Origin of the sequence: Halopenitus persicus (assembly GCF_002355635.1) — an archaeon.
Classification (GTDB): Archaea; Halobacteriota; Halobacteria; order Halobacteriales; family Haloferacaceae; genus Halopenitus; species Halopenitus persicus_A.
Genome location: NZ_AP017558.1, coordinates 1,048,763 through 1,073,498, shown reverse-complemented (window position 1 = coordinate 1,073,498; position 24,736 = coordinate 1,048,763). Strand labels below are relative to the sequence as shown.

Here is a 24,736-nt window from a genome sequence, read left to right as displayed (position 1 = left end):
GATGACGAGACGCGGAGCGTCTCGACCCACTTGACCCCGAGGCGGTTCACCGGATCGTTCCGTACTCCGACCGAAGGCGATCGCGGGCACCCGACCGCGTCTTGAAATATCGTCGGTTTCCATCGGTCGTTCTGACCGCCCACTCGTAGGACTCGCTATCGGGATGGTACCATCGCTCCGAATACGTCTCGAACACCGAGATGTCTCCCGAGAGCGTCCGATCGTCGTCGGAACCATCGGGATTCGTCGGACCGTCGTCGGAACCATCGGGATTCGTCGGACCGTCGTCGGAACCATCGGGATCGGTTCCGTGGGGGACCTCCAACGCCGTGTCCGTCTCGGCTTCCGCCGTCTCGGCTTCCGCTGTCTCGGATTCCGCATCGCTCACGGGCTGGACGGCCTCCGAGTCCTCGGTCACGAGGAGCTCCTCGTCGATCGCGTCCGTCTCGATCCGCAGTCCCATCCCGGCGTTGTGATCGAGGGCGGCGTCCGTCGCGTCCATCAAGAGGTGCTGGATGTCACGAACCGACTCCTCCTCGCTCGGGGTGGTCCGTTCGTAGCTTCCGTCGCTTTGCATCACCCACCGACGACGATTATCACGCAGCGAGGCCTCCAGTATGAACCGGAGCTGCCGCCGGAGCCGTTCGTTCTCCACGGGCGTGACGGCTTCGACCCGGTGGTCGAGGTTTCGCGTCATCCAGTCGGCCGATCCGAGATACCACTCCGGCGTCCCGCCGTTCTCGAAGTAGAAGATCCGGGCGTGTTCGAGGAACCGACCGACGATGGAATGGACGGTGATGTTCTCGCTTACTCCCTCGATGCCCGGCCGGAGTCGACAGATGTCCCTGACAAGCAGATCGATGTCGACGCCGGCCCTCGAGGCTCGATAGAGCTCCTCGACCATCGACGGGTCCTCGAGTCCGTTCACCTTCACCACGATGCGTGCCCGACGACCGGACCGAGCGTGTTCGGCTTCCCGTCTCACCATCTCGGTGAACCGCTCGCGCATCGTCACGGGGGCGATGAGGAGCTTCCGGAAGCGGTCGTCGAGCGTCGGGCCGGTGAAGAAGTTGAACACCTTCGTGAGATCGAGGCCGATGTCACGATCGGCGGTCAACAGCCCCAGGTCGGAATACCCCTTCGCGGTTCCGGAGTGGTAGTTTCCGGTCCCGACGTGGGAGTACAGCTTGACCCCGTCGTCCTCCCGCCGAACCACGAGCGCGGTCTTGGTGTGCGTTTTCAACCCAACGGTCCCGTAGGCGACGTGGATGCCCTCCTCCTCGAGCTGACGCACCCACTCGAGGTTGTTCCGTTCGTCGAACCGGGCTTTGAGTTCGACCATCACGGCCACCTGTTTGCCGTTGTCCGCCGCGTCGATCAGGCTCTGGATGACCTTCGAGTCGCTCGCGGTTCGATAGATGGCCGCCTTCACCGCAAGCACGTCCGGATCGTGTGCCGCCGCATCGAGGAACCGTTGTACCGTCCCCTCGAATGAGTGGTAGGGATGATGGACGAGAACGTCCCCCTTGCGGATCTCACGGAAGACGTCCGCGGTTGCGGCCCGTGATTCGGTGGCCGTCGGTTCCGTAGTCGGTGATTCCGTAGTCGGTGATTCGGTGGCCGTCGATTCCGTAGTCGGTGATTCCGTAGTCGGTGATTCGGTGGCCGTCGATTCCGTAGTCGGTGATTCGGTGGCCGTCGATTCCGTAGTCGGTGATTCCGTAGTCGGTGATTCGGTGGCCGTCGGTCCCAACCGCGGGTGGGGCCGTGGTTTCCAGTCGGGGAGTTTGAGGTCCGAGCGGTTGCAGTCGGTGAGCGAGAAGAAATCCGAGAAGTCGATCGGTCCTCGTCGATGGAACACCTCTCGATCGTCGACGTCCAGTTGGTCCGTGAGAATCGCGAGCGATTCGTCGGGCATGTCGGCGTCGACCTCCAGCCGGACGACCGTCGCAAAGCGGCGTTGTTCGAGCACCTCCTCGACCAGATCGATGAGGTCCTCGGCGACCTCCTCGTTGCGTCGCACCTCCGCGTTCCGCGTGACCTTGAACTTCGACACGTCACGGACGTCGAGACCCGGCAGGAGGAGATCGAGATTGGCCTCGATGAGGTCCTCGATGAGGACGTAGTGGTGTGTCTCGCCCGGAACCTCGACCAGTCGTGGTTGGTTCGATGGGATCTTGATACGGGTGAACCTCGGCTCGTCGGCATCGCTCGCGGACAGCACCGCAAGGGACAGCGAGCGGTTCGAGATGAACGGAAACGGGTGCGCCGGATCGAACACGAGCGGCGTCAGCGTCGGCAGGATGGACTCCTCGAAGTAGTCCCGAAGCGTCTCCCGCTCGTCCGCCGGGAGCGTCTCGTGATCGCGGATCGCGATGCCCGACTCGGCGAGCGTCGGTTTCAGCGTCGTCCGCCAGTACTCGGATTGTTCTCGAAACAGCGGGCGGGCAGCCTCGAGGACCTCCTCCCACTGTTGGGCGGGCGTTCGCCCGTCCGGCGTCGTGGTCCTGACGTTCGCGTCGATCTGCTGTTTGAGTCCGCCGACCCGTTTCATGAAGAACTCGTCGGTGTTCTTCGTGAAGAACGCGAGAAACCGAAGCCGTTCGAGCGGTGGATTCCGCTCGTCCAGTCCTTCCCGAAGCACGCGCTCCTGAAACGCGAGTTCGGAGAGCTCCCGATTGAGATAGTAGTCGGGATCCGTGAGATCGATTTCGGTCGCCGACTCGCCGTTCGACTGCTGTGTACTGTGATGCATATGTTCGACTGATTCGATGGGGGAACGTCCGTCTCCGACACGCGCTCCGACGCGTCCTCGGGGGGACCCGCCGATCGGCACCGGCGGACCGTATCGACCGATATCGACCCCGGACCGGCGTACAACGACGATCAGCTCCACACGTCGGACCGAGGGGTCGGTGGGAAAATCCGGACGACTCGGTGAACGGGTGGGGGGCGTCCGTCCGTGACCGGAACCCGGCCGGGATCCATCCGCCGATCCGCGTCGACCGTCCGCCCGTCGACGAGCGGTTCCGGCAGCCGGGACGGCCCGCCGGAGGCCGTCGTCGGACGTCCGGTGGGTTCGAACCGCGGCGTTGATTCCACCGCGGCCGTTCGCGCCGAAGGAACCATCATTTATGGGATATATTTGCCGGATGAAACCGGAACTCATCCCGTCGTCGATCGGACGAACGGAGCCACAGATCGGACGCAGTGGGCCGATCTCCTGTGGCATACGGGAGGGATATCCCGGCCAGCACAAATAACCCGCTTAATAGGTATATTGTTAGATATATACCGCGACGTATGGGTAATCGACGCAATACCGGAGCACCGGTCAGTCCCGTGGCCGGTCAAGAGAGGCGGGCGTCGATCGGAGAGCAGGTGAGTGGGTCAGGGAGGAAAGGAGTCGAGCGGGACCGAGTCGCCCCGAGCCGTAGCCGGTCACGCGACCGGCGGCGTGACGAGCGGACGACGCATTCGAAGTTCCATCGACCGGGTTTCCTCGGCGGTGAAGCCGTACTTCCGGTATAACGCGATCGCCGCGTCGTTCGACCGTTCGACGTGCAACTCGACCGCGGTCGCGTCGGCCGCGGCGCCACAGTCGAGGAGTTCGCCCAGGGTTCGCGTCCCGATCGTGGCGCCCTGGTAGTCGGGGTGGACGAAGATCGCGAGTTCGAGCGTCTCCCCGTCGACCGGCACGAGAACCGCGTGACCGACCGGTTCGCCCCGGTGGTCGGCGACCACGTGGATGCCCTCGAGCCCGGTCAGCCAGCCGCGTATCAGATCGGTCCCGATCGGCGGGATCCCCTGGGCGCGGTCGTCCGCCTCGAAGTCCGCGTACATCCCGACGAGCGCGTCGACGTCCGGCGGGTCGCCCTCGACCGTGCGAAGCCGTATCAACCGATCGCGGCGATCGGTGAATCGAACCGTTTTGCCGCTCTCAAACTGATCGATCGATGTGTATATATCCGAATTAAATTCCGATTTCGACATTGGTCGCTCGATTCGTCCCACGTCCTCGCCACGTAAAAGGATTGATTCGTACGTATATATACAATAAAGGGAATATAAATATGGTTCAGGGAGGGTGATCCACGAGCACGGCGGACGATTCGACGAGCGGTCCAGCGGACGACTCGTCGCGGGCGCTTCGCCGGTGTCCGGGACGCGAGCGGCGAGGAGCGCGAGCGGCGATGGATTGAACACCGCTCCGGCGACATACTGTGGGTATGGGTATCACTTCTCAAGACGAGATCGATGAGCTCCGTCAGGAAGCGGACGGTGCCCTCCGAGTGCTTGCGACGTATGATCGGGACGGGTACGATCCCATATACGTTCGCGATGACGTCGAGCCGAAGTTGGAGACCGTCGCGGAGGAGATCCACGACGAACTCGTCATTCAGGGGATGGGCCGGGAGTACCTCGAACAGCTGTTTGCCGCGGGCGAACTGCATTGCTCCATGCATCGGTTCGACGAGATCACCACCTTCCACTTTCTGGACGAGCGGTTCACGGGGCTCTTCGCGAGCGTTGACTCCGGTGCGGACGTTCCGCTTGCTACGTTCACGGATTCATGTCGGGAGCTTCTGTAAACTACCCCACCCTACTCGCTCACGGCTTCGCCGTTCGCTTCGTTGAGGGTGGGGCTTTCGCGTGGACTCCCGTTCTGGCCGCCATCGGCGGAAGGCTCGTAATCGCCATTCACGTTCAATGTCCCGCGATTCAAGCGCACGTTTACGGGTACGCCTCCGCCCGACGACTTTTGCGCCGAGCGGAGATACTTCAGGCCAATATTCTTCGCCGCGTTGTAGTCGGCGTTCACTTCGTAGCCACACTTCACACAACAGAATCGTTCTTGCGTCTGGCGGTTCTCTCGGAGCGTCGTCCCGCACTTAGAACACCGCTGGCTCGTGTACGCAGGACTCACCTGTTCGACCGAGATACCGAACATCTCGGCTTTGTATTCGACGTACTCGAACAAACGTCGGAACGCCCATGCGTGGAATTTCTTGACGTTCGGCATCCGCTCACGAATCCCTGTCAGGTTCTCAAAGGCAATCACGCTACAGCCGTTTTCGACGGCTTCCGCGACGAGTTCTTTCGAGACGGTGTGTAAGAAGTGGTCGTAGCGACCCGTCTCGGTACGTCCAACCGACTGGACGGTTTCGTGAGCTGTCCGCGTTCCACGCTGTTGAAGCGAGCCGCGTCGTTTCTCGAACTCGCGGTGCCAGTGGTTCAACTCTGACCCGTTCCAGAACGCACCTGTCGAGGCAACGGCGACGTTTTCGATGCCGAGGTCAACGCCGAGGACTGTGTTGTGCCCGTCGTTGCCGTCGTCGGCAGTCTCGAACTCCACGTCCGCCTTTGTTCGGACGTGAAGGTAGAACTCACCGTCGCGGTAGTGGAGTTCCCCGCCAGTCACTTCGTAGTCGTCGTTGAACAGGTACTCCGAGTGGGGCGTTTCGCGGCTCTCGTCGGGAAGGACGTACTCCGCAGTGATACGACCTTCGACGGTCGAGAGAGTCGCGTGGTCGTCATTGAACGTCGCACACCGCTTGTCGTAGACGAGCGTCGGCGCGGAGAAGTGCGGCTTCCCCGCGTAGTCGCCTTGCTTCCACCGAGCGACGATGCTCTGTACGGCGTCGGCGGCCTTGTTGCGAGCGTTCTGGACGAGATTCGCTTGGAGACGCGTCTCGGCACGCACATCGTCGTAGGTTTCGCGTTGGAGCTCGGCTTTGCTCGTGGTCTTGTACTCGCCTTGCCACGCGTGGTCGACGACGTAGTTGGCAGCCCACAGGAACTCGGAGATGGTTTCGTGGAGGAGGTCGGCGTCGCTGTCGGCCACGTCGAGTTTGACGGGGACGGTGCGACGTACCTCCATCCGTGTTTCAGATGTAAGCTGTTGTTTTTATATTAGTAACGGTTCGGTAGGGAGTCAGCCAGCCATCGAACGTGGTTGGTGTAGTACCGTGTCGGTTTCCTCTCCGACCTACTCGCTCGCTCCTTGAGGTCGGAGGCTCCACCTTGCATTACGCTGAAACGACCGGGAACTGGAGCGTGCGTCTCGACGGTCCCGCTGATGCGGAATCGCTGCTAACTCCTTCTCGTCGTGTGGTGCGGGGATTTTATCATATCGTGCGGAAAAACGATCCACGTCTACCGGGTTCCGCTATTTATGACGTCCACCATCCCTCCGAGATCCGGTTTCTATGCGTTGGGGATCATCTGTTTTAGCCTTGGTACGCAGCACGCTCTCTTTGAGGGCCGTGGGTTGGAAACCGTCCTCGAATCGTTCATCATCTGGAGCCTTTCCGCCCTCGTGTTTTTCACCGCCTACACGCTCCCCCGTCGAGACGTCTCCCTCGGCGGCCGATGGCGGGCCCTGGGAGTCAGCGTCGGCGTGACGGCCGCGTTCATACTCCTCGCAGTCGCCGTCTGGTTGACGTGGGCCATCAGGGGCCCGGTCCGTGAGTTCTCCTTTCTCGTCTCCTTTGCCGGCACCCTTGGTGCGGTGGTCGGCACACGAACCAGCCTCTACGCCGTTGAAGGCAACGAACGTCTCAAAGAGGCACAGGAACTCTCCAAGCTGCTCACGATCAACCAACGTGTGCTGCGCCACAACATTCGAAACGAACTCTCCATCGCACTCGGGCATCTCGAGGATCTCGAAACGGTCGACAGCACCGAGGACATCCCGGAGACGGCGCGTCTCATCCGCCGCCATCTGCAGGACCTTCTCGAGGCGACCGATCGGACTCGTCGGATCGTGTCGATCTGGGAAACGGATACCCGACGCGAATTCGACCTTGTGGAAGACGTCCAAACGCACGTTGCACGGATCCGGGAGGACCACCCGGGAATAACGCTCAGGACGGAGCTTCCGGAGACGTGCCGAGTACGGGCACATCCGGCGCTCTCGCTCGCGATCGAGGAAGCGATAGTGAACGCGATCGAACATAACACGCCCGACGTCACGGTGATCGTTTCCATCCACACGCGGGACGACGGGACGGTGATCACCGAGGTCGCGGATACGGGGACGGGGATGTCGGAAGAGGACTGGCAGCCGATCGAACTTCCCGAAGAGACGCCGCTTTCCCACACCGAGGGACTCGGCTTGTGGATCATGTACTGGACGGCGACGATGTCCGGCGGACGAGTCGAGTTCGCGGAAAACGAGCCGCAGGGCGCGATCGTTCGAGTGCTGCTTCCTCCGGAGCCGTCCTTCCTTTCGCTGTTCTCTGATACGTCGGCTACTCGGTAGCTGGGCTGGGTTGCCCGTTTCCTTACACCGATCCGACGATGACTGTGGACCCCTCACCGGAACCGATGCGGCGTATCTCCCGCCCGGAATCCCTCAACCGAGAACTCACGATCGGACACCCCCGATCGCCGAGCCGTCGGCTGGTTTTGAACCTATCCGGAAATTAGAAACTGATAATTTCTGATGGGACCACCGAGAATCGAACTCGGGTCATACCGACCCCATCGGCATAGGATACCACTACCCCATGGTCCCAGGGTGCGTTCGAATCGAGGGGTGTGCCTTAATTAAGGGCTTCGTTTCGGCTGCCGGCGGGCGCGCCGATCCTCAGACCAGCACGCGCTCGAGATCGGCGACGGTCCCCGACTCGGCGTCGGGATCGCCGACGAGCCGACCGAGACAGACCGCGCTCCCGTTCGGTAGGTAGCAGGCGACGAGCGGCGCGTCCGCGCCGTCGGGGACGGTGCCCGCCGCGGCGACCTCGGCGGCCGGGCCGGTGCCGACGTCGACGTCGATCACGCCGGGCGCGTAGACGGGCGCGCCGGTCGCGACGGTCGCGGCCGCCGAGGGGGCGATCGTGATCGCGGGCAGGTGTTCGAGGGCCTCCTCGGCGGGCCGAACGACCTCACGGAGGAACGCCGCGTCGCCCTCGCGGGCCCACGCCAGCGCGTCCCACAGATCCTGCAGCGTGTGGAGGTCGGCGTCGTCGAAGGGGTCGGTCGCGGTGCGGCGCAACGCGCCCATGTGGCCGCCCGTGCCCAGCGCGAGCCCGAGATCGTGACACAGCTTGCGGACGTAGGTCCCCGACTCACACCGAACCCGGAGGAGCGCGTGGCGGTCCTCGACCTCGAGGACGTCCAGATCGTGGATCGTCCGCGTTCGGAGCCGCCGACTCACGGCGCTCTTTCGCGGGGGTTTCTGGTAGATCTCCCCCTCGAACTCGGCGATGACGGCTTCGAGGTCCGACGGCGCGGCCGCGTGCAGCTCCAGCTCGGCGACGTACTCCTTGTGCCCCTCGAGAAACACCTGGGCCGCGCGCGTGGCGGTCCCGGTGAGCGTCGGGAGACAGCCCGTCACCTTCGGGTCGAGCGTCCCGGAGTGAGCGACGCCGTCGATGGCCGGTCCGTCCGGGTCGAGGTCCTCGAGGGCGTCGTTGATCCCGTCCCGCACCCACGCGGACACCTGGTGGGAGGAGGGGCCGGCCGGCTTGTCCAGGTTGACCGCGCCGAACCGCAGCAGCTCCGCCGGCGACCGGTCCGTGGGGGCCGGCCGGAGGCGGTCCGCCGGGGACGCGGAGTCGGGGCCGGATGTGGCTTCGGAATCGGCTCCGGCGGTGCCTCCGGCTGCAGCATCGCTGCCGCCATCGTGAGCGTCGGCGTCCTCGGCGTCGGTGTGGTCGACCATTTCGTGCTCGTGTTCCTTCGGTCGCGATCGCTTAAAAGTCGTATCGGACGCCCTCGACGGGGTGTTTGCCCTCGTCGAGCGCGGGCTCGTAGGCCTCCACGGTCGCGACGATCGACTCGCGGACCGCGTCCGGGCCCCACCGTGCGGTATTGTAGACGACGTCGTAGATCGAGAGGTCCTCGATGTCGATGTCGTAGTACTCCCGGTAGCGTTTCGCCTCGCTCTCCTCGCGCCGGCGCGTCTCCTCGCGGGCCCGGTCGACGTCCTTCCCCTCGCGGTCGGCGATCCGGGCCGCGCGGACGTCGAGGGGGGCGTCGAGCCAGATCCGGACGTCGGCGTGGTCGCCGGCCAGCCAGCCGGCCAGCCGGGACTCGAGGACGACGTCGTCCCGCGTCGTCGCGATCTCACGGAGGCGGCGGTCGAGGTCGCGGTCGATCCGGTCGTCGGTCTCGGCGTGTTCGTTGAACTCGACCGGCGTCATGTCGTTCTCGGCGGCCATCTCCCGGAAGATGTCGCCGCCGCTGACGTGCTCGAGGTCGAGCGCCTCCGCGAGTCCGACGGCCGTGGTACTCTTCCCGCTTCCCGGCGGGCCGGAGACGGTCAGTAACATATCCCCACTCACTGGAGCGGCTTACAAACGATTGTCGTTTCCAGGCGGGTCCGACCTCCGGGTTTCGGGTAGAGCCGACGCCGGACTTCAGTAGGGCCGGGCTCCACCGGCGGTCGCCGCGACGACTCGCAAACCCCTAAGTCCCGGCGCACGAATCCCGGGTATGGTCGAGGCGCCACAAACCGACGAAGGATGGTTCGCCCTCCACGACGTCCGGTCGATCGACTGGGACGCCTGGCGGGCGGCACCCGAACGCGAACGCGAACGGGCGATCGAGGAGGGAAACCGCTTTCTGTCGGCCCGCGAGTCGCTCGCCGACGCCGAGGCGGGCGACTCGGCGGTCTTCTCGATCCTCGGACACAAGGGCGATCTGCTGTTCCTCCATTTCCGGCCCGAACTGGACGACCTCTCGGCGATCGAACGCCGCTTCGAGGACACCGCCTTCGCGGGATTCACGGAGCGTGAGACCTCCTACGTCACCGTCACCGAGGTCTCGGGCTACGTCTCCGACGACTACTTCGAGGGGAACGAGGAGGAGATCGACGAGGGGCTCCGTCGCTACATCGAGGGGAAGCTCAAGCCCGAGATCCCCGACGACGAGTACGTCTCCTTCTATCCGATGAGCAAGCGCCGCGGCGAGGAATACAACTGGTACGACCTCTCCTTCGAGGACCGCGCCGATCTGATGGCGGGCCACGGCGAGGTCGGCCGGGAGTACGCCGGCCGCATCAAGCAGGTGATCGCCTCCTCGGTCGGCTTCGACGACCACGAGTGGGGCGTCACCCTCTTCGGCGCCGACCCCACGGACCTCAAGGACATCGTCTACGAGATGCGCTTCGATCCCGCCTCCTCTCGGTACGGCGAGTTCGGCGACTTCCTCGTGGGGCGGCGCTTCCCGCCCACGGACCTCGGCGCGTACCTCGACGGCGCGAAGGTCCCGACGAGCGAGTACGGTGGTGACGGCGACGGCCACCATCACGGTGGTTCGGGCGGCCACCACCACGGTGGCGACGACGACGGTCACCACGGAAGCGGGGACGGCGACGGTCACCACGACGACGCCGATGAACACCGTCACGACGACGCCGATGCCTCCGATGACGTCGATTCCGATTCGATCCGCGGCGAACTCGAGGACCTCGACGTCTACGCCGGTCAGCCCCACGGCGAGGACGTCTTTGCGACGGTCCTGTACAGCGAGGCCGACGTCGACGAGCTCTTCGGGGAGGTCGAGGGGCTGCGCGGCAACTTCGACCACTACGACACCCACGTGAAGACGGCGGTCTACGAGGGACACGCGACCGACCGCGCCGCGGTCGTCTCCATCTGGGAGACCGCGTCGGCCGCCGAGACCGCGGCCGGCTTCCTCTCTGAGCTGCCGGGAATCGTCGCCCGTGCGGGCGAGGAGTCCGGCTTCGGGACGATGGGGATGTTCTACACCGTGGTGCCCGACCACCGGGAGGACTTCGTCGACACCTTCGACGACGTCGCCGGGCTGCTCGACGGGATGGACGGCCACCTCGAGACGGATCTGATGGCCAACGTCGAGGACGAGAACGACATGTTCATCGCCAGCCAGTGGCGCGCGAAGGAGGACGCGATGGCGTTCTTCCGGTCGGAGGAGTTCACGGAGACCGTCAAGTGGGGCCGGGAAGTCCTCGCGGACCGACCGCGGCACGTCTTCCTGGCGTGACGGCCTCGTCGGCCGGCCAGCGGTGACGGTATCGAAACACCCATCCCACCTTGCCGGCAACGGACCGGTACCAGCCCCTGCCTATGACCGAGAAACGCGAGTACACCGGCGACTACGCGGACAAGACGCTGTACATCCCCGGCCCCACCGAGGTCCGGGAGGACGTCCTCGAGGCGATGGCCGAGCCGATGTTCGGCCACCGGATGGACCGAATGACCGACCTCTACACCACGATCGTCGAGGACACCAAGACCTTCCTCGGAACCGATAACGACGTCATCGTGCTCACCGCCTCCGGCACCGAGTTCATGGAGAGCGCGATCTGCAACCTCGTCGACGAGGACGTCCTCGTGACGACCTGCGGGAGCTTCAGCGAGCGCCAGGCCAACGTCGCCGAACGGATCGGCAAGGACGTCGACACCCTCGAGTACGAGTGGGGACGGGCCGTCAAACCGGAGGACGTCCGGGCGGCTCTCGAGGAGCCCGACGCCGACTACGACGCCGTCACCTGCGTGATGAACGAGAGCTCGACCGGCGTCCGCAACCCCGTCGAGGAGATCGGCGACGTCCTCGCCGAGTACCCGGACACGTTGTTCGTCGTCGACGCCGTCTCCGCGCTCGGCGGGGATTTCGTCGACATCGACGAGCACGGCATCGACGTGCTCTTTACGTCGGTCCAGAAGGCCTTCGCGATGCCCCCCGGACTGGCGGTTTGCGTGGTCAGCGACGACGCCTACGACCGGGAGGTCGCCTCCGAGTCGGCCTCCTGGTACGGCGGCTTCCAGCGATCGCTCGATTACTACGACCGCAAGGGGCAGACCCACTCCACGCCCGCGATCCCGATCATGCTCGCGTACCGCACACAGATGAAGCACATGCTCGAGGAGGGTCACCACGAGCGTGATCAGCGCCACCGCGAGATGGCCGAATACACTCGCGAGTGGGCCCGCGAGCACTTCGATCTCTTCCCTGAGGAGGGGTACGAGTCGCAGACGGTGAGCTGCATCGAGAACACGCGGGACGTCGACGTCGCCGCGACGATCGAGACCGTCTCCGCGGAGTACGACATGGTCTTCTCGAACGGCTACGGCTCGACCCTGGGCGAGCGGACGTTCCGGATCGGCCATATGGGCGAACACACGGTCGAGAGCATCCGAACCCTGACCGACGCCATCGAGGACGTCGCCGGGCTGTAGCGACGCGACGGCCGACCCGATCCACGTGCGCGAGCCGTCCGACCGCCTCCCGTGCCGCCGCCCTTTTGCCCGCAGCCGCCCAACGTGGGGTATGACCCACCAACCGCTCGTCGTGTACTCCGACTACGTCTGCCCGTTCTGTTATCTCGGCCGCGTCGCCCTCGAGCGCTACGAGGACGATCGCGGGTCGCCGGTCGCGCTCGAGTGGCGCCCGTTCGACCTCCGGGGTCACGAGCGCGGCCCTGATGGAGAGCTCCGGACGGACGTCGAGGACGGCAAGGACGACGACTACTACGAGCAGGCCGAGGCGAACGTTCGCAAGCTGCAGGAGCGATACGACGCCGAGATGGCCCAGACGCTCCGGCGGGACGTCGACTCCTGGCCGACCCAACAGGCCTCCCTGTACGTCCGCGAAACCGCGCCCGAGACGTGGCGCACGTTCGACGAGGCGCTGTTCGACGCCCTCTGGCGCGACGGCCGGGACATCGGCGACCCCGACGTGATCGCCGACGTCGGCGGCGACGCCGGTCTCGACCCCGACGCCGTCCGGTCGGCCGCGACCGACGACGGAGAGTGGCACGACCGGCTCGCGGACGCCTTTGACGACGCCCGCGAGTTCGGCGTCTCCGGAGTGCCGACCTGGATCTACGGCGACCACGCCGCCCGCGGCGCGGTTCCGCCGGAGCACCTCGAACGGCTCATCGAGGCCCCCGACGCGTCGGCGTAGGCGGCCCTTGGCGTCGTTCCGACGTCTTGGCGTCGGTGGAGGTGCCTCTGTTGATGATTACTTTCTAATACCACTACTGAATATCGGGTGGTATGACCGATTCCGACGACGCGACTGCGGACTCGGCTCGGCCGCCGGTGGCGCTCACCATCGCGGGCAGCGACAGCGGCGGCGGGGCCGGGATCCAGGCCGACCTGAAGACGATGACCGCTCACGACGTCTTCGGCACGTCCGTGGTCACGGCGACGACCGCCCAGCACACCCGCGGCGTGATCGACGTCTCCCCGCTTCCGGCCGCACACGTCGAACGCCAGTACGCGGCCGTCCTCGAGGACTTCGACGTCCGCGCGGTCAAGACGGGGATGCTCGCGACCGCGGACACCGTCGAAGCCGTGACGGATCGCCTTGGCAGGCCGGACATGGCGGCGGGAACGGCGACGAGCGCCACCTCGGGATTCGACGGCCCCGTCGTCGTCGATCCGGTACTGATCGCCGAGAGCGGCGACCGGCTGCTTCCGCCGGCCGCCGAGGACGCCTACGCGGACCTCATCGCCGCGGCGACGCTCGTCACCCCGAACGCGGACGAGGCGTCGGTCCTGACCGACCGCGACGTCGTCGACGTCGACTCGGCTGCCGCCGCCGCGCGCGATCTCCTCGAGACGGGCGCCGACGCGGCGCTGGTCACCGGCGGGCATCTCGACGCCGGACCCACGCCCGGCGAGTCCGTCGTGGACGTGTTCCTCGCCGCCGACGACGCGAAGCCGACCCGCATCGTCTCCCCTCGGATCGACACCGCCGCGACCCACGGCTCCGGGTGCACCCTCTCGAGCGCGATCGCCGCGCGGCTCGCACGCGGTGAATCCCTCGAGGCTGCGGTCGAGGCGGCCGCGCGGGGGCTGAGCGACGCGGTTCGCGCCGCCTACGACGTCGGCGACGGCCCGGGCGCGGTGAACCCGACGCAACTGGACCGGTGACCGAGACGTCCTAAGCGACCGCTCGGCCGTCCCGGGGGACCGCGGCGACCGCAGCGTTTTACCTTTCGACCGTCGGAGGGTGGGTATATGGCTACCGGGATCGTCGAGGAGTTCCTCGCGCTGAAATCCGAGACCGACGCCGACCTCCTGACGATGCAGTGTGGCGACTTCTACGAGTTCTTCGCGGAGGACGCCGAGACGGTCGGCGAGGAGCTCGAGTTAAAGGTCTCCCAGAAGTCCTCCCACGGATCCTCCTACCCGATGGCGGGCGTTCCGATCGACGACCTGACGCCGTACGTCAGGGCGCTCGTCGACCGGGGGTACCGCGTCGCGGTCGCCGACCAGTACGAGACGGACGACGGTCACGCCCGCGAGATCACCCGGGTCGTCACGCCGGGGACCTTCCTCGAGACGACCGACGCCGAGGCACAGTACCTCGCGACGATCGTCCGCGAGGGTGGTTCCGGGGGAGGGACTGGAAGCGGGACCGGGGATGGACCCCGAAACGGAACCGAAACCGGTGACGACGGACGAGGCGACCGGAAGGGGCCCTTCGGGCTCGCGTTCGTCGACGTGACGACCGGGCGGTTCCGCGTGACGACCGCGGCCGACGCCGCCGAGCTCCGGTCGGAGCTGTACCGGCACGATCCGGCGGAGATCGTTCCCGGCCCCGGCGTCCGCGAGGACGACGCGCTGCTCGAGGGGATCCGCGAGGCAGTCGACACCACGCTCTCGGTGCACACGAGCGAGGCGTTCGCCCCGGGACGCGCGCGGCGGACGGTTCGCGACCAGTTCGGCGACGGTGCTCTGGAGGGGGTCGGACTGGAGTCCGATCTCCCGATCCGCGCCGCCGGGGGCGCGCTCGCGTACGTCGCGGAGACGGGGGCCGGCGTGCTGGCGTCGATCACCCGGCTGCGGACCGACGGGGACGCCGACCGCGTCGCGCTCGACGCGACGACCCAGCGCAACCTCGAGTTGACCGAGACGATCCGCGGCACGTCGGACGGGTCGCTGTTCGAGACCGTCGACCACACCGTCACGAGCGCCGGCGGCCGGCTGCTCCGCGAGTGGATCACGCGCCCGCACCGGGACGCAGCCGAGCTGCGGCGGCGACACGACGCCGTCGAGACGCTTGCCGGCGCCGCGCTCGCCCGAGACGAGCTCCGGGAGGGCCTCGAGGGCGCCTACGACCTCGAGCGGCTGGCGGCGCGGGCCACCTCGGGCAGCGCGGGCCCGCGGCAGCTGCTCTCGGTCCGCGACACGCTCGCGATCCTCCCGCGGCTCGCGGAGACGACCTCGGAAACGGCGCTCGCTGACTCGCCGATCGCGGCCGTCCTCGAGGAGCTCGACCGCGAGGCCGCGGACGATCTCCGGACGGAGCTCGCGGACGCGCTCGCTGACGATCCACCGAGCTCGGCCGGACGGGGCGTCATCGCGCGTGGCTACGACGCCGAGCTCGACGAGCTGATCGACCGCCACCAGGAGGCCCTCGAGTGGCTCGACGGCCTGGCCGACCGCGAGAAGCGCCGACACGGGCTCTCACACGTCACCGTCGACCGGAACAAGACCGACGGCTACTACATCCAGGTCGGCAAGTCCTCGGCCGGCGGCGTGCCCGACGCCTACCGGGAGATCAAGACGCTGAAGAACTCGAAGCGGTTCGTCACCGAGGAGCTGCGCGAGCGCGAGCGGGAGATCCTCCGGATCGAGGAGGCGCGCGAGGAGCGGGAGTCCGAGCTGTTCGGCGAGCTGCGCGAGCGCGTCGCGACCCGGTCCGAGCTGTTGCAGTCGATCGGCCGGGCGCTGGCGGAGATCGACGTCCTCTCCTCGCTCGCGGAGCACGCCGCGGCGAGCGACTGGACGCGACCGACGGTCGCCGACCCCGGCGTGCTCGACATCGAGGCGGGGCGCCATCCCGTCGTCGAGCGGACGACCGACTTCGTCCCGAACGACCTCCGGCTCGACCCGGACCGCGGCTTCCTGATCGTCACCGGCCCGAACATGAGCGGCAAGTCGACGTATATGCGCCAGGCCGCGCTCATCACGCTGCTCGCGCAGATCGGAAGCTTCGTCCCGGCCCGGTCGGCCCGCATCGGCCTCGTGGACGGGATCTACACGCGCGTCGGCGCGCTCGACGAGCTCGCGCAGGGCCGGTCGACGTTCATGGTCGAGATGCAGGAGCTGTCGAACATCCTCCATTCGGCCACCGAGGAGTCGCTGGTCATCCTCGACGAGGTCGGCCGCGGAACGGCGACCTACGACGGGATCTCGATCGCGTGGGCGGCCACCGAGTACCTCCACAACCGGGTGCGCGCCCGGACGCTGTTCGCGACCCACTATCACGAGCTCACGACGCTCGCCGAGCACCTCCCGCGCGTCGAAAACGTCCACGTGGCGGTCGACGACGGCGGGACCGGATCCGACGCGGACGGCGACGTCACCTTCCTGTGGACCGTTCGCGAGGGGCCGACCGACCGGTCCTACGGCGTCCACGTCGCCGACATCGCCGGCGTTCCGGATCCGGTCGTCGACCGGGCCGGGGAGGTGCTCGACCGCCTCCGCGAGGAGAAGGCGATCGAGGCACGCGGCGGCGACGCCGGGACGACCGGCGGGTCGGGGGACGGGACGACCCAGGCGGTCTTCGACCTCTCGGCTGGGTCGTTCGCGGACTCCGATGCCGAAGCCGGCGACGGGTCACCCGCCGGAGCCGGCGACGGGGATGATTCCCGGGCCGGGACCGCGTCCGGAGCTTCGGTCACCGAGGTCGGCGACGCCGATGTACCGGTCGCCGGCGACGGACGTGGCGGTCCACCCCCCGCTCTCGATCCCGAGGTCGAAGCCGTGATCGAGGAACTCACCGACGTCGACGTCAACGAGACGCCGCCCTTGGAGCTCGCGACGCGCGTCCAGGAGTGGCAGCGGCGGGTCGACGACGAGGAGTAGCCGGTCACGGACGGCATCGACCCAACCGTCTAGATCACCGTTGCGATCGCCTCGTCGATCGCGTCCCGATACTCGTCGGCCTCGTAGCCGAGCCGCGCCCGCCAGACGTCCTGATAGGCGGGGTGAAGAAGCGGCACCACCGGCGCCCCGATCCCGGCGTCGATCGGTTCCAGGACCGCATCGAGGAAGCCGTCGAGCTCCGTTCCGGCGCCGTCGTCGTCGGGGGCGCCGGCCCCATCGCTTCCGACCGCGAGGACGGACGTGGTCGCGTGTTTGCCGGTCGGACAGACGACGTCGGGACCGACGCGCTCCAGCTCCGTCCGGAGGTGGTGCCGACAGGTCGACAGCTCCGCCGCGGTCGGCTCCCGGTGTGTCGGTTCCTCGGCCTCGCGGTCCCGCGGAAAACACTTGACGGCGTTGGTGTAGTAGGTCCGGCGGCCGTAGCCGATCGATTCGAACAGCCGCCGGATGCGTCGCCCGGAGTGGCTCGCGGTGTAGGCCTTCCCGGTCAGGTTCCCGCCGCGCCACCGCTCCGCGTCCGGGTCCCCGGCGGCGGGCGCCTCGCCGATCACCATCACCGCGGCGTCGAGGGGACCGGTTCCCCAGCCGATGCACGTCCGGTCCTCGGGGAGGCGGTCACAGCGGGAACAGTCCGGTTCGAGGACGTGTCTCCGCGCGGGGAACTCGGGGCCCTCGTTCGGTCCTTTCGGTGCGGGCTCGTCCATCCGATCCGCGGTCACCTCATTCGGTCGGCAGTCACCTCATTCGGTCGGCAGTCACCTCATTCGGTCAGCGGCATCGCGATGCCGAACACGAGCACCGACAGGAGCGCGATGAGCGGCCCGAAGAACTCCATCGTGAGGAACGCGGTATCGAGCGTCGGGGGGATCCCGCCGCCGGCGCCGACGGTCAATTCCGCGATCGCGCCGATCGCGAACAGCGCCGCGCCGACGGCGACGCCGCCCTTCGTCAACGATCCGTAATCCATCTCGCCGTATCGCCCGGCCATACCGGCCATATCCGGCTGACGGTGCTATACACGTTTTGGTTCCCGCCTCGGCGGAGGCGGTCCTGCCCCACGCCCGACGCGAAAGGTTCAGGTTCGTTGGGTGCCGACGCGACGGTATGTCGAAACTCCTCGCGCCCGAGGTCATCGAAGTCGCCGAACTTCTCGGGTTGACGCTCGGAACCGGCCTGGTCTCCTCGGTCGGCATCTACCTCGAGGACCTCGGGCTCGCGGCCGTCACCGGGGGAAATCTCAAAATGGGCGCCTGGTTCCTCGGGATGGGGTTGATCGCGCTGTACGTCGGCGTTTACCTGCTCGGCTACGAGACCCTTCGCCCGCGCCTGTTCGGCGATGCGTCGCCGGACGGCGACGCGGCCTAACCGCTTCTCAGCGCGCCGCGCATTTCCGTTATAAGTAAGGCGCGTATTTCCTTTATAAATAAGGCGCGCACGTCCGTTATAGGCGAGCCGCGATCATCGGAGCGACCGAGGCCTCGCTGCAGGCCCGCTCGACCGTGTCGGTGCCGATGATCCGCTCGACGCCGGCCGCGCGAAGCTTCGTCACGGCGCTGCCGGCGAGGACGGGATGCACGCAGGCCGCGACGACCCGGTCGGCGCCGCGCTCCTGTAGGACCGCGATCGATTTGCTCATCGTCGATCCGGTCGCGATGATGTCGTCGACCACGACGACGTCCCGGTCCGCGACCGGGGCGTCCGAGGGCGTGATCTCGACGGAGCCGTCCTCCCGGTCGCGGCGCTTCTCGAAGTAGTCGGTCGCCCCCGAGCCGGAGGCGTCACGAAGCGTCTCGGCGATCCCGATCGCGCCCGCATCCGGCGCGAGAAAGAGGGGGTCACGCAGCTTCGGCAGCGGCGCCGCGAGCGCGCCCGCGGCGTCGACGATCTCGACGGGGACCGAGAAGAACTCCTCGACCGATTCCTCGTGCGGGTTGACGAGGATGACCCGGTCCGTTCCGGTCGAGACCGCCCGCGCCATCGCGCGCGCCGAGACCGGCTGTCCCGGCTTGAACGACTGATCCTGTCGCGCGTAGCCCAGATAGGGGATCACCGTCGTCACCGCGCTCGCGCCCGCCTCCCGCACCGCATCCTGCAGCTGGAGGAGCTCGATCCAGTCGCCGTCGGCCACCGTCGAGGCGACGACCGTCGCCTCCTCGCCGGCGAACTCCGGGACGGCCGCCAGCTGCTCGCCGTCAGCGAAGCGCTCGAACGTCGGGGTGGCGAGCGGGGTTCCCGTCTCGTCCGCGAGGGCGGCTGCGAGCGTCTGCGTGCCGGAACTCGGTACGATCATGTCGGTCAGTTTCTCGAAGCGGCTTAAACCGGTTTTCGTTCCGAACGCTCGCTCGGGGTCTCGAGACCCGTCACTCCCTCGCGTGCGTCGCGATCCCGCCGATCTCGCGGATGCCCAGGATCTGGTGGCGCCAGCCGTCCCCGGCGTCGACGCACAGCGCGCCGGCATCCGTTACCGCGATCGCGATCCCCGGACCGTACGCAAGCGCCGTCACGGTCCCTGCCATCGGGAGCGACCGGTGCTCCCAGGCGTCCCGGTCCCAGCCGGTGCTCGCGTGCGCGAACAGCCCCTCCGTGGTTGCCGCGAGGGCGTGTCCATCCCCGTCGGCGGCCACGTGGCTCGTCGCGGCCTCGATCGACTCCATCCAACCGTTCGCGAGCCAGTAGAGCCCGTCGTCGGTCGCGGCCAGCGGAACGCCCGCTCCGGCGACGTCGCGGGCGTCACGCAGCCCGACGTGCTCGAGACCGGCTCGCCGTTCCGATCCGTCGTCGTCGATCGGTCCCTCGCCCGAGCCACCGATCATCCCGTCACCTTCGCCCATCGCCGCCGGGCCGTCGACCGCGGTCACCCGATGGACGCCGTCGGCGGCCGCGACGAGCCCGGAATCGATCGCCCGCGGTTCGTCGACGCTCCCGATGTCCAGCGTTCCGGGCCGGTTCGCGGTCGCTTCGTCGACGCTCACGGAGACGACGTCTCCGTCGGCCGTCGCCGCGAGGAATCGGGCAGACGTGCCCGCCTCATTGGTCCCGTCGCCGCTTCCATCCCGATTTGGGGTCGGGAGACCGACCGCGGTCGTCGGCCCGACTCCGATCGGTTCGAGCCCGTCGTCAGCCTCCTCGATCGCGCCCACCAGGAGATCATCGGCCGTCGCGACGGCGATCACGTCGGGCCCCCCCGACCGGCTGGCGACCGCGACGTCCCGAGCCGTGACGCCGGCGACCAGCCCGAACTCCCCGATCTTGTCCCCCGAGACGGCGACCCGAACGAGTCCGTCTGCGCTGGCGACGTAGACGTCGGTCCGGCCGGTGGAGCCGGCGTACACCCGTTTCTCCTCGATCGAGATGTCGTCCTCGGCGGGCATCGTTCGCCACTGCGATCCGCGTCCGGGAAAAGGTTCCCGAACGACGTGACGGTCGCCACCGGGTGGCGTCCCCTTATGTCCCCCTCGAGCGCGGAGGATGCCACAGCCGCGAGCGTGGATCGAACGGACTCATCGCGATCGGGGAGCGACGAGCGACCCTCAACGGAACTCAGGCCGGGCTTCGTCCGACTCCGGCGTCGGCACCCGGGTCCATGGTCTCGATTTCGACCTCGATCTCGTCCGGGTCGAGTCCGATCCGGGCGAACTGCGTCCGGACGTGCTCCTCGGCGGCCGCGACCGCGCGGTCGCGGGACTCGAAGCCGCGCGGCGCCGGCTCCTCGAAGGCGATCCGGATCTCCTCGCCGTCGACCGTCAGGGCGGCGCCGCCGCTGTCGACTTCATAGAAGGCGTCACAGACCCAGACGTACGGCGCGTCCTCTTCGGGGGCGCCAGCGTAGCTCGGCGGTTCCTCGCCTCGCTCGAAGACGGTCCCGGTCAACGCCGTTCCGCCGCCGCGTCCGGTCACGAGCAACATACGATGAGCTACGGGCTCGAGACGGTTAGCCACCCGGGTCCGCCGTGGCGACGTCCGGACGGCTCGGGGGAAAGCGATTTGCCCCTTCCCCGGCGTGTGGTAGGTATGACTCTCGAGGACTTCACCGAGTTCTCCGCCGACGACGAGGACGCGATCGACGGCGAGCGCTCGGATGCAGCGGATTCCGCCGACGTCGCTGAGCCGGCCGGAGCCGGTGACGGAACTGCCGGCGGCACGCCGGCAGGCGATGGGGCGGTGACCGGCGACGGAACGACGAGCGACGACGTCACTGCCGACGCGTCGAGTCCTTTCGAGCGATACGCCGTCGAGGCGACCGGCGAGGACGACGGACTCGGCGTCGTCTCGGTCTCCCAGGGGCTTCGGGTCGCCGAGGATGCGGAGGAGACGACGCTGCGGGCGTTCGTGACGACCGGGAACCGGGAGTCGGTCCGACTCGGGAAATACCTGATCGTCCCGTATCCCGACGGGGAGCGGCTCTTCTGTCGGATCACCGGCCTCGAGTACGCCCAGGAGTTCCGGTCGGACGACGCGACCGAGATCCACGCCCGCCGCCAGATGCGCCGCGAGGAGTTCTCCGAGCGCGACTACAAGTTCGTCGCCGACCTGGAGCCGATGTCGGTCGTCTACGACGACGGTGGGGACCGCAAGCGGCGAATGACCGACCGCGTCCCGAAGCCGGGTGCGGTGGTCGAGGAGGCCGCCGACGCCGCGGAGATCAAGACCGGCCTGAAGATCCCCGAGGACGGGGTTTTCCTCGGCCACCTCTCGGTCGGCGGCGAGACGGTCGAGACCGCAGCCAGCCCGCCGACCGTCGACTACCGGCTGAACGACGACTACACCGACGGCGACCCGCTGGTGTTCCGGCACAGCCTCGTGGCCGGCGGGACCGGATCCGGGAAGACCCACGCCGCCAAGAACGTCCTCCGGCAGTACCTCGATCCCGACCGCACCTACGAGATGGACGACGGGCGGGAGGCCCGGATGGCGGTCGTGCAGTTCGACCCGCAGGACGAGTACGCCCAGATGCACGACGACAACCCGGCGATCGACGACGCCTACGCCCGGCGGCTCGAGCGGGAGGGGATCGCCCACGGCGGCCACGACGACACCGTGGCACTGGTGCCGACGACCCCGAACGCGACGTACCCGGGCGAGGGCCACCGCGCCGAGCGGGTCGCGTTCACCATCCCCTTCTCGCTCGTGCGCGACCGGCCGTGGCTCGTCGCCGGCTCGAGCCTGAACGACAACCAGTACGCCGGGCTCGTGACCCTGCTGAAGCGGTTCTTCCGCGACTACGGCGACGACGGAACCTACGATCAGTTCCTCGCCTTCCTCGACGACCCGGTCTTAAAGGAGGAGCTCCACGAGTCGGGGCGGATCCACGAGGCCACCTTCGACGCGGTCAAACGGCGTGCCCGCGCCGTTCCCGGCGGCGTCTTCGACGGCGACGCCCGTCCCATCACCGACCTCGACCACACGCTGGTTCGCCCGGGCGGACTCACCGTGATCCCGACGTACCATCTGCCGACCTCGCGGCAAAAGGAGATGTTCGTGCTCGCCGTCTCGTCGTACCTGATCGACGACAAGCTCTCGAACGACCCGACCAGCGACCGGATCAAGGAGACGCCGCTGCTGGTCGGGATGGACGAGGCGCACAACTTCCTGGCGGACGCCGACAACGTCCAGGCGCGGAAGGTGATCGGGAAGTTCACCGAGGCGGCCAAGCAGGGCCGCAAGGAGCGGCTCGGGCTGTTCCTCATCACGCAGGACCCCCAGGACGTCGCCGAGTCGGTCTTCAAACAGATCAACACCACGGTCGTGTTGAACCTCGGCGACGAGGACGCGATCGCAAGCGTCAACATCCCGACCACACTCGCCGGGAAGGTGCCGTACATGGAGAAGGGACAGATGGTCGTCTACTCGCCCGACAACTCCGAGCCGGTCGAGCTGATCGGCCTCCCGCGGTGTCTCACCCGCCACGGATCCTGAACGTCCGACGACCATACGAGCGACCCCGACGCTTTTGACGGTTCCCGAGGAATCCCGCGACGATGACCAAACGACTACTCGTCCCCGTCGACGGATCGGACTGCTCGGCCGACGCCCTGGCGTTCGCCGCCGCTGAATGGCCGGACGCGGAGCTGGTGTTATTACACGTGATCAACCCTGCCCGGTCGGCGTCGGGCTCGGAGTTGGGAATGCCGGGAGCGGTCGAGCAGTGGTACGAGAACGCGACGACGCTCTCCGAGACGATCCTCTCGAACGCCGCCGCGACCGTGGACCGCGACGTGGAGACGCTGACCGAGGTCGGCAGGCCGGGTAACACCATTCGGGAGGTCGCGGAGGCCGAGGACGTCGACGGCATCGTCATCGGAAGCCACGGTCGAACCGGCGTCTCCAGGGTCCTGCTCGGCAGCGTTGCGGAGGGCGTCGTTCGGAAGGCGTCCGTGCCGGTAACCGTCGTTCGGTGACCGTCGTTCGGTGACCGGACGGAGCGAACGTCCGTCCGTTCGCAACTCGGCGTCTCCCGGCGCTAGAAGATGTTCGCCTGCTGATACACGGAGATCCCCTCGCTCGTGATCTCGTAGGGCTTCGTCTCCCGGGAGTGGTTCGCGTTGCGGATCTTCTGGATCTCGATCGCCAGCCGGGTCTCGCGGAAGTCGGAGGGGCGGACGTACTGGAGGATGAACACGGCGTCGGTGAGGTACTCGACGATCCCGTGTCTGGAGGCGTAGGGGTTCGACTCGCTGGCCTCCGAGATGAGCATCGTCGTCACGCCGGCCTCCTTGAGCGACCTGGTGAAATCGAAGATCTCCGACCGGCGCTTGGCCGGGTGGTCGTACATCATCTCGAGCAGCGACACCGAGTCCAACACCAGTCGCTCGGCGTCGAACTCGCGGATGAGCCGGCCGAGCTCGTTGCCGATCGAGGCCAGCGAGTTGGCCATCTCGATCGGATCGATCGCGACGACCGAGAGCAGCCCCTTCGACTCGTACCCGCGAAAGTCGTATCCCTTCTCCTCGGCCGTCGAGAGGATCGCCTCCCGGCTCTCCTCGAGGGTGATGTAGACGCCGCGGTCGCCGTTCGTGAGTGCCTCGTGGAGGAACTGGAGCGCGAACGTCGTCTTCCCGGTTCCGGCGGCGCCGATCGTCGTGATGAGCGACCGGCGGGGGACGCCGCCGAGGATCATCTCGTCGAGGCCCTCGATCCCCAGATCCATCCGCTCGATGTCGGAGTCCAACTCCGCGTCATCGAAGTCCGTCTCACCCGGCGGGACCGCGGACCCCTCGCCGGCACCCACGTCGCCGAACTCAGCGAAGCCGAACTCCCCGTTCGGACCGTCGCCAGCCCCTGGACTGCCGGCCCCTGGACCGCCGGCACTTGGACCGCCGGCACTTGGACCGCCGGCGTCTCGAGCCGGACCGATCCCGGCGCCACTGAAGGGGTCGTCGGCGTCCCCGGGCCCGCCTTCGTCGCCATCGTTCCTCGTGCCGTCCTCGAAGCCGCCGGCGCCGAGTGGTCCCTCGGCGTCCGGCTCGTCGGTTTCCGGAGGCCTTCCTGTCGTCTCGTCCGTGTCAGCTGCCGGCTTCGCTTCGTCGTCGTTCCTCCGGTTTGCTTCGTCGTCGTTCCTCCGGTTCGCTTCGTCGTCGTTCCTCCGGTTCGCTTCGGCCTGCTCAGCCGGAGTCGTCCCGGCGGTCGCGTCCGATCTCGATTCGGCGAGTTCGCGACGCGCCCGCTCGAACCAGTCCTCCTCCGCGTCCTCGTCCTCGGATCGGTCGCGTCCGTCCCCGGATCCGCCGTCCTCGGTCATCGATTCCCTCCGGGTCGGCCGCCGTGGCTCGAGCCGTCGGAGCGGATCGACGGCGTTCCGCGGCGGCGTCGGGGCTCGCCGTCCGGTCGACGGCTCGGTCGCGTCCCCCCTCGACGACGTCCCATACCCGACCGATGGGCGGGTCGCGGCTTGAAACTTTACGTGT

Annotated in this window: 21 protein-coding genes and 1 tRNA gene; 10 read left to right on the top strand and 12 right to left on the bottom strand. The window is 67.4% G+C overall.

Features of this window, described 5'->3' with window-relative positions:
• Positions 1 to 46 precede the first annotated feature (46 nt).
• Complete coding sequence (gene ppk1, locus CPZ00_RS05165) at positions 47 to 2,755, bottom strand: polyphosphate kinase 1 (protein ID WP_096389939.1); 2,709 nt, start codon at positions 2,753 to 2,755, stop codon at positions 47 to 49.
• A 686-nt stretch (positions 2,756 to 3,441) separates the two neighbouring features.
• Positions 3,442 to 3,900 (bottom strand): GNAT family N-acetyltransferase, encoded by a 459-nt coding sequence (locus CPZ00_RS05155; protein ID WP_157744182.1) that lies wholly within the window; start codon positions 3,898 to 3,900, stop codon positions 3,442 to 3,444.
• A gap of 329 nt (positions 3,901 to 4,229) precedes the next feature.
• On the opposite strand from CPZ00_RS05155, the gene CPZ00_RS05150 reads away from it, so the two are divergent.
• On the top strand, positions 4,230 to 4,592 hold the full coding sequence (locus CPZ00_RS05150; RefSeq protein ID WP_199243395.1) for a hypothetical protein: 363 nt from the start codon (positions 4,230 to 4,232) through the stop codon (positions 4,590 to 4,592).
• An 11-nt stretch (positions 4,593 to 4,603) separates the two neighbouring features.
• Here the strand turns inward: CPZ00_RS05150 and CPZ00_RS05145 are convergent, their stop codons facing one another.
• Positions 4,604 to 5,881, bottom strand: coding sequence for an RNA-guided endonuclease InsQ/TnpB family protein (locus tag CPZ00_RS05145; protein ID WP_096389935.1), 1,278 nt, complete (start codon positions 5,879 to 5,881; stop codon positions 4,604 to 4,606).
• Between the two features lie 390 nt (positions 5,882 to 6,271).
• Here CPZ00_RS05145 and CPZ00_RS05140 point away from each other — a divergent pair, with 390 nt between their 5' ends.
• The gene (locus CPZ00_RS05140; protein WP_233255140.1) at positions 6,272 to 7,264 is read left to right on the top strand and encodes a sensor histidine kinase; all 993 of its coding nucleotides are present in this window, start codon (positions 6,272 to 6,274) and stop codon (positions 7,262 to 7,264) included.
• 184 nt (positions 7,265 to 7,448) lie between these two features.
• Here CPZ00_RS05140 and CPZ00_RS05135 read toward each other — a convergent pair.
• The 3 genes from CPZ00_RS05135 to cmk form a co-directional block, all read right to left on the bottom strand.
• A tRNA-Pro gene (locus CPZ00_RS05135) sits at positions 7,449 to 7,519 on the bottom strand.
• Positions 7,520 to 7,591: 72 nt separating this feature from the next.
• A complete protein-coding gene (locus CPZ00_RS05130; RefSeq protein ID WP_096389933.1) occupies positions 7,592 to 8,668 on the bottom strand; it encodes an RNA-guided pseudouridylation complex pseudouridine synthase subunit Cbf5 in 1,077 nt (358 codons plus the stop codon).
• Between the two features lie 31 nt (positions 8,669 to 8,699).
• Complete coding sequence (gene cmk / locus CPZ00_RS05125; protein ID WP_096389932.1) at positions 8,700 to 9,278, bottom strand: (d)CMP kinase; 579 nt, start codon at positions 9,276 to 9,278, stop codon at positions 8,700 to 8,702.
• Between the two features lie 163 nt (positions 9,279 to 9,441).
• Between cmk and CPZ00_RS05120 the strand changes: the two genes are divergently transcribed.
• The 5 genes from CPZ00_RS05120 to mutS all read left to right on the top strand — a co-directional run bounded on the left by CPZ00_RS05120 (position 9,442) and on the right by mutS (position 16,811).
• Entirely contained in the window at positions 9,442 to 10,971 is a 1,530-nt protein-coding gene (locus CPZ00_RS05120) for a heme-binding protein (RefSeq protein ID WP_096389931.1), read from the top strand.
• 83 nt (positions 10,972 to 11,054) lie between these two features.
• The gene (locus tag CPZ00_RS05115) at positions 11,055 to 12,167 is read left to right on the top strand and encodes a pyridoxal-phosphate-dependent aminotransferase family protein (RefSeq protein WP_096389930.1); all 1,113 of its coding nucleotides are present in this window, start codon (positions 11,055 to 11,057) and stop codon (positions 12,165 to 12,167) included.
• 91 nt (positions 12,168 to 12,258) lie between these two features.
• Positions 12,259 to 12,894: a DsbA family oxidoreductase gene (locus CPZ00_RS05110; RefSeq protein ID WP_096389929.1), complete on the top strand. Its 636-nt coding sequence runs from the start codon at positions 12,259 to 12,261 to the stop codon at positions 12,892 to 12,894.
• 92 nt (positions 12,895 to 12,986) lie between these two features.
• Complete coding sequence (gene thiD, locus CPZ00_RS05105) at positions 12,987 to 13,868, top strand: bifunctional hydroxymethylpyrimidine kinase/phosphomethylpyrimidine kinase (RefSeq protein WP_096389928.1); 882 nt, start codon at positions 12,987 to 12,989, stop codon at positions 13,866 to 13,868.
• A gap of 87 nt (positions 13,869 to 13,955) precedes the next feature.
• Positions 13,956 to 16,811: a DNA mismatch repair protein MutS gene (gene mutS / locus CPZ00_RS05100; protein ID WP_096389927.1), complete on the top strand. Its 2,856-nt coding sequence runs from the start codon at positions 13,956 to 13,958 to the stop codon at positions 16,809 to 16,811.
• Positions 16,812 to 16,840: 29 nt separating this feature from the next.
• Here the strand turns inward: mutS and CPZ00_RS05095 are convergent, their stop codons facing one another.
• Together CPZ00_RS05095 and CPZ00_RS05090 are read right to left on the bottom strand one after the other, a co-directional pair.
• On the bottom strand, positions 16,841 to 17,536 hold the full coding sequence (locus CPZ00_RS05095; protein ID WP_096391605.1) for a uracil-DNA glycosylase: 696 nt from the start codon (positions 17,534 to 17,536) through the stop codon (positions 16,841 to 16,843).
• A 56-nt stretch (positions 17,537 to 17,592) separates the two neighbouring features.
• The gene (locus CPZ00_RS05090) at positions 17,593 to 17,820 is read right to left on the bottom strand and encodes a DUF7860 family protein (RefSeq protein WP_096389926.1); all 228 of its coding nucleotides are present in this window, start codon (positions 17,818 to 17,820) and stop codon (positions 17,593 to 17,595) included.
• A gap of 116 nt (positions 17,821 to 17,936) precedes the next feature.
• On the opposite strand from CPZ00_RS05090, the gene CPZ00_RS05085 reads away from it, so the two are divergent.
• Positions 17,937 to 18,197 carry a hypothetical protein gene (locus tag CPZ00_RS05085; RefSeq protein ID WP_096389925.1) on the top strand — a complete coding sequence of 87 codons (261 nt, stop codon included), beginning with the start codon at positions 17,937 to 17,939 and terminating at the stop codon, positions 18,195 to 18,197.
• Between the two features lie 76 nt (positions 18,198 to 18,273).
• On the opposite strand, the gene prs is transcribed toward CPZ00_RS05085, so the two are convergent.
• The 3 genes from prs to CPZ00_RS05070 all read right to left on the bottom strand — a co-directional run bounded on the left by prs (position 18,274) and on the right by CPZ00_RS05070 (position 20,738).
• Positions 18,274 to 19,122, bottom strand: a complete 849-nt coding sequence (gene prs / locus CPZ00_RS05080) for a ribose-phosphate diphosphokinase (protein ID WP_096389924.1) — start codon at positions 19,120 to 19,122, stop codon at positions 18,274 to 18,276.
• Positions 19,123 to 19,192: 70 nt separating this feature from the next.
• A complete protein-coding gene (locus tag CPZ00_RS05075; RefSeq protein WP_096389923.1) occupies positions 19,193 to 20,203 on the bottom strand; it encodes an HVO_0234 family beta-propeller protein in 1,011 nt (336 codons plus the stop codon).
• A gap of 169 nt (positions 20,204 to 20,372) precedes the next feature.
• Positions 20,373 to 20,738 carry a DUF7113 family protein gene (locus tag CPZ00_RS05070; RefSeq protein WP_096389922.1) on the bottom strand — a complete coding sequence of 122 codons (366 nt, stop codon included), beginning with the start codon at positions 20,736 to 20,738 and terminating at the stop codon, positions 20,373 to 20,375.
• Positions 20,739 to 20,843: 105 nt separating this feature from the next.
• On the opposite strand from CPZ00_RS05070, the gene CPZ00_RS05065 reads away from it, so the two are divergent.
• A complete protein-coding gene (locus tag CPZ00_RS05065) occupies positions 20,844 to 22,748 on the top strand; it encodes an ATP-binding protein (protein ID WP_096389921.1) in 1,905 nt (634 codons plus the stop codon).
• Between the two features lie 62 nt (positions 22,749 to 22,810).
• Entirely contained in the window at positions 22,811 to 23,230 is a 420-nt protein-coding gene (locus CPZ00_RS05060) for a universal stress protein (RefSeq protein WP_096389920.1), read from the top strand.
• A 62-nt stretch (positions 23,231 to 23,292) separates the two neighbouring features.
• Here the strand turns inward: CPZ00_RS05060 and CPZ00_RS05055 are convergent, their stop codons facing one another.
• Positions 23,293 to 24,570: a KaiC domain-containing protein gene (locus tag CPZ00_RS05055; RefSeq protein WP_096389919.1), complete on the bottom strand. Its 1,278-nt coding sequence runs from the start codon at positions 24,568 to 24,570 to the stop codon at positions 23,293 to 23,295.
• Positions 24,571 to 24,736: the final 166 nt, after the last annotated feature.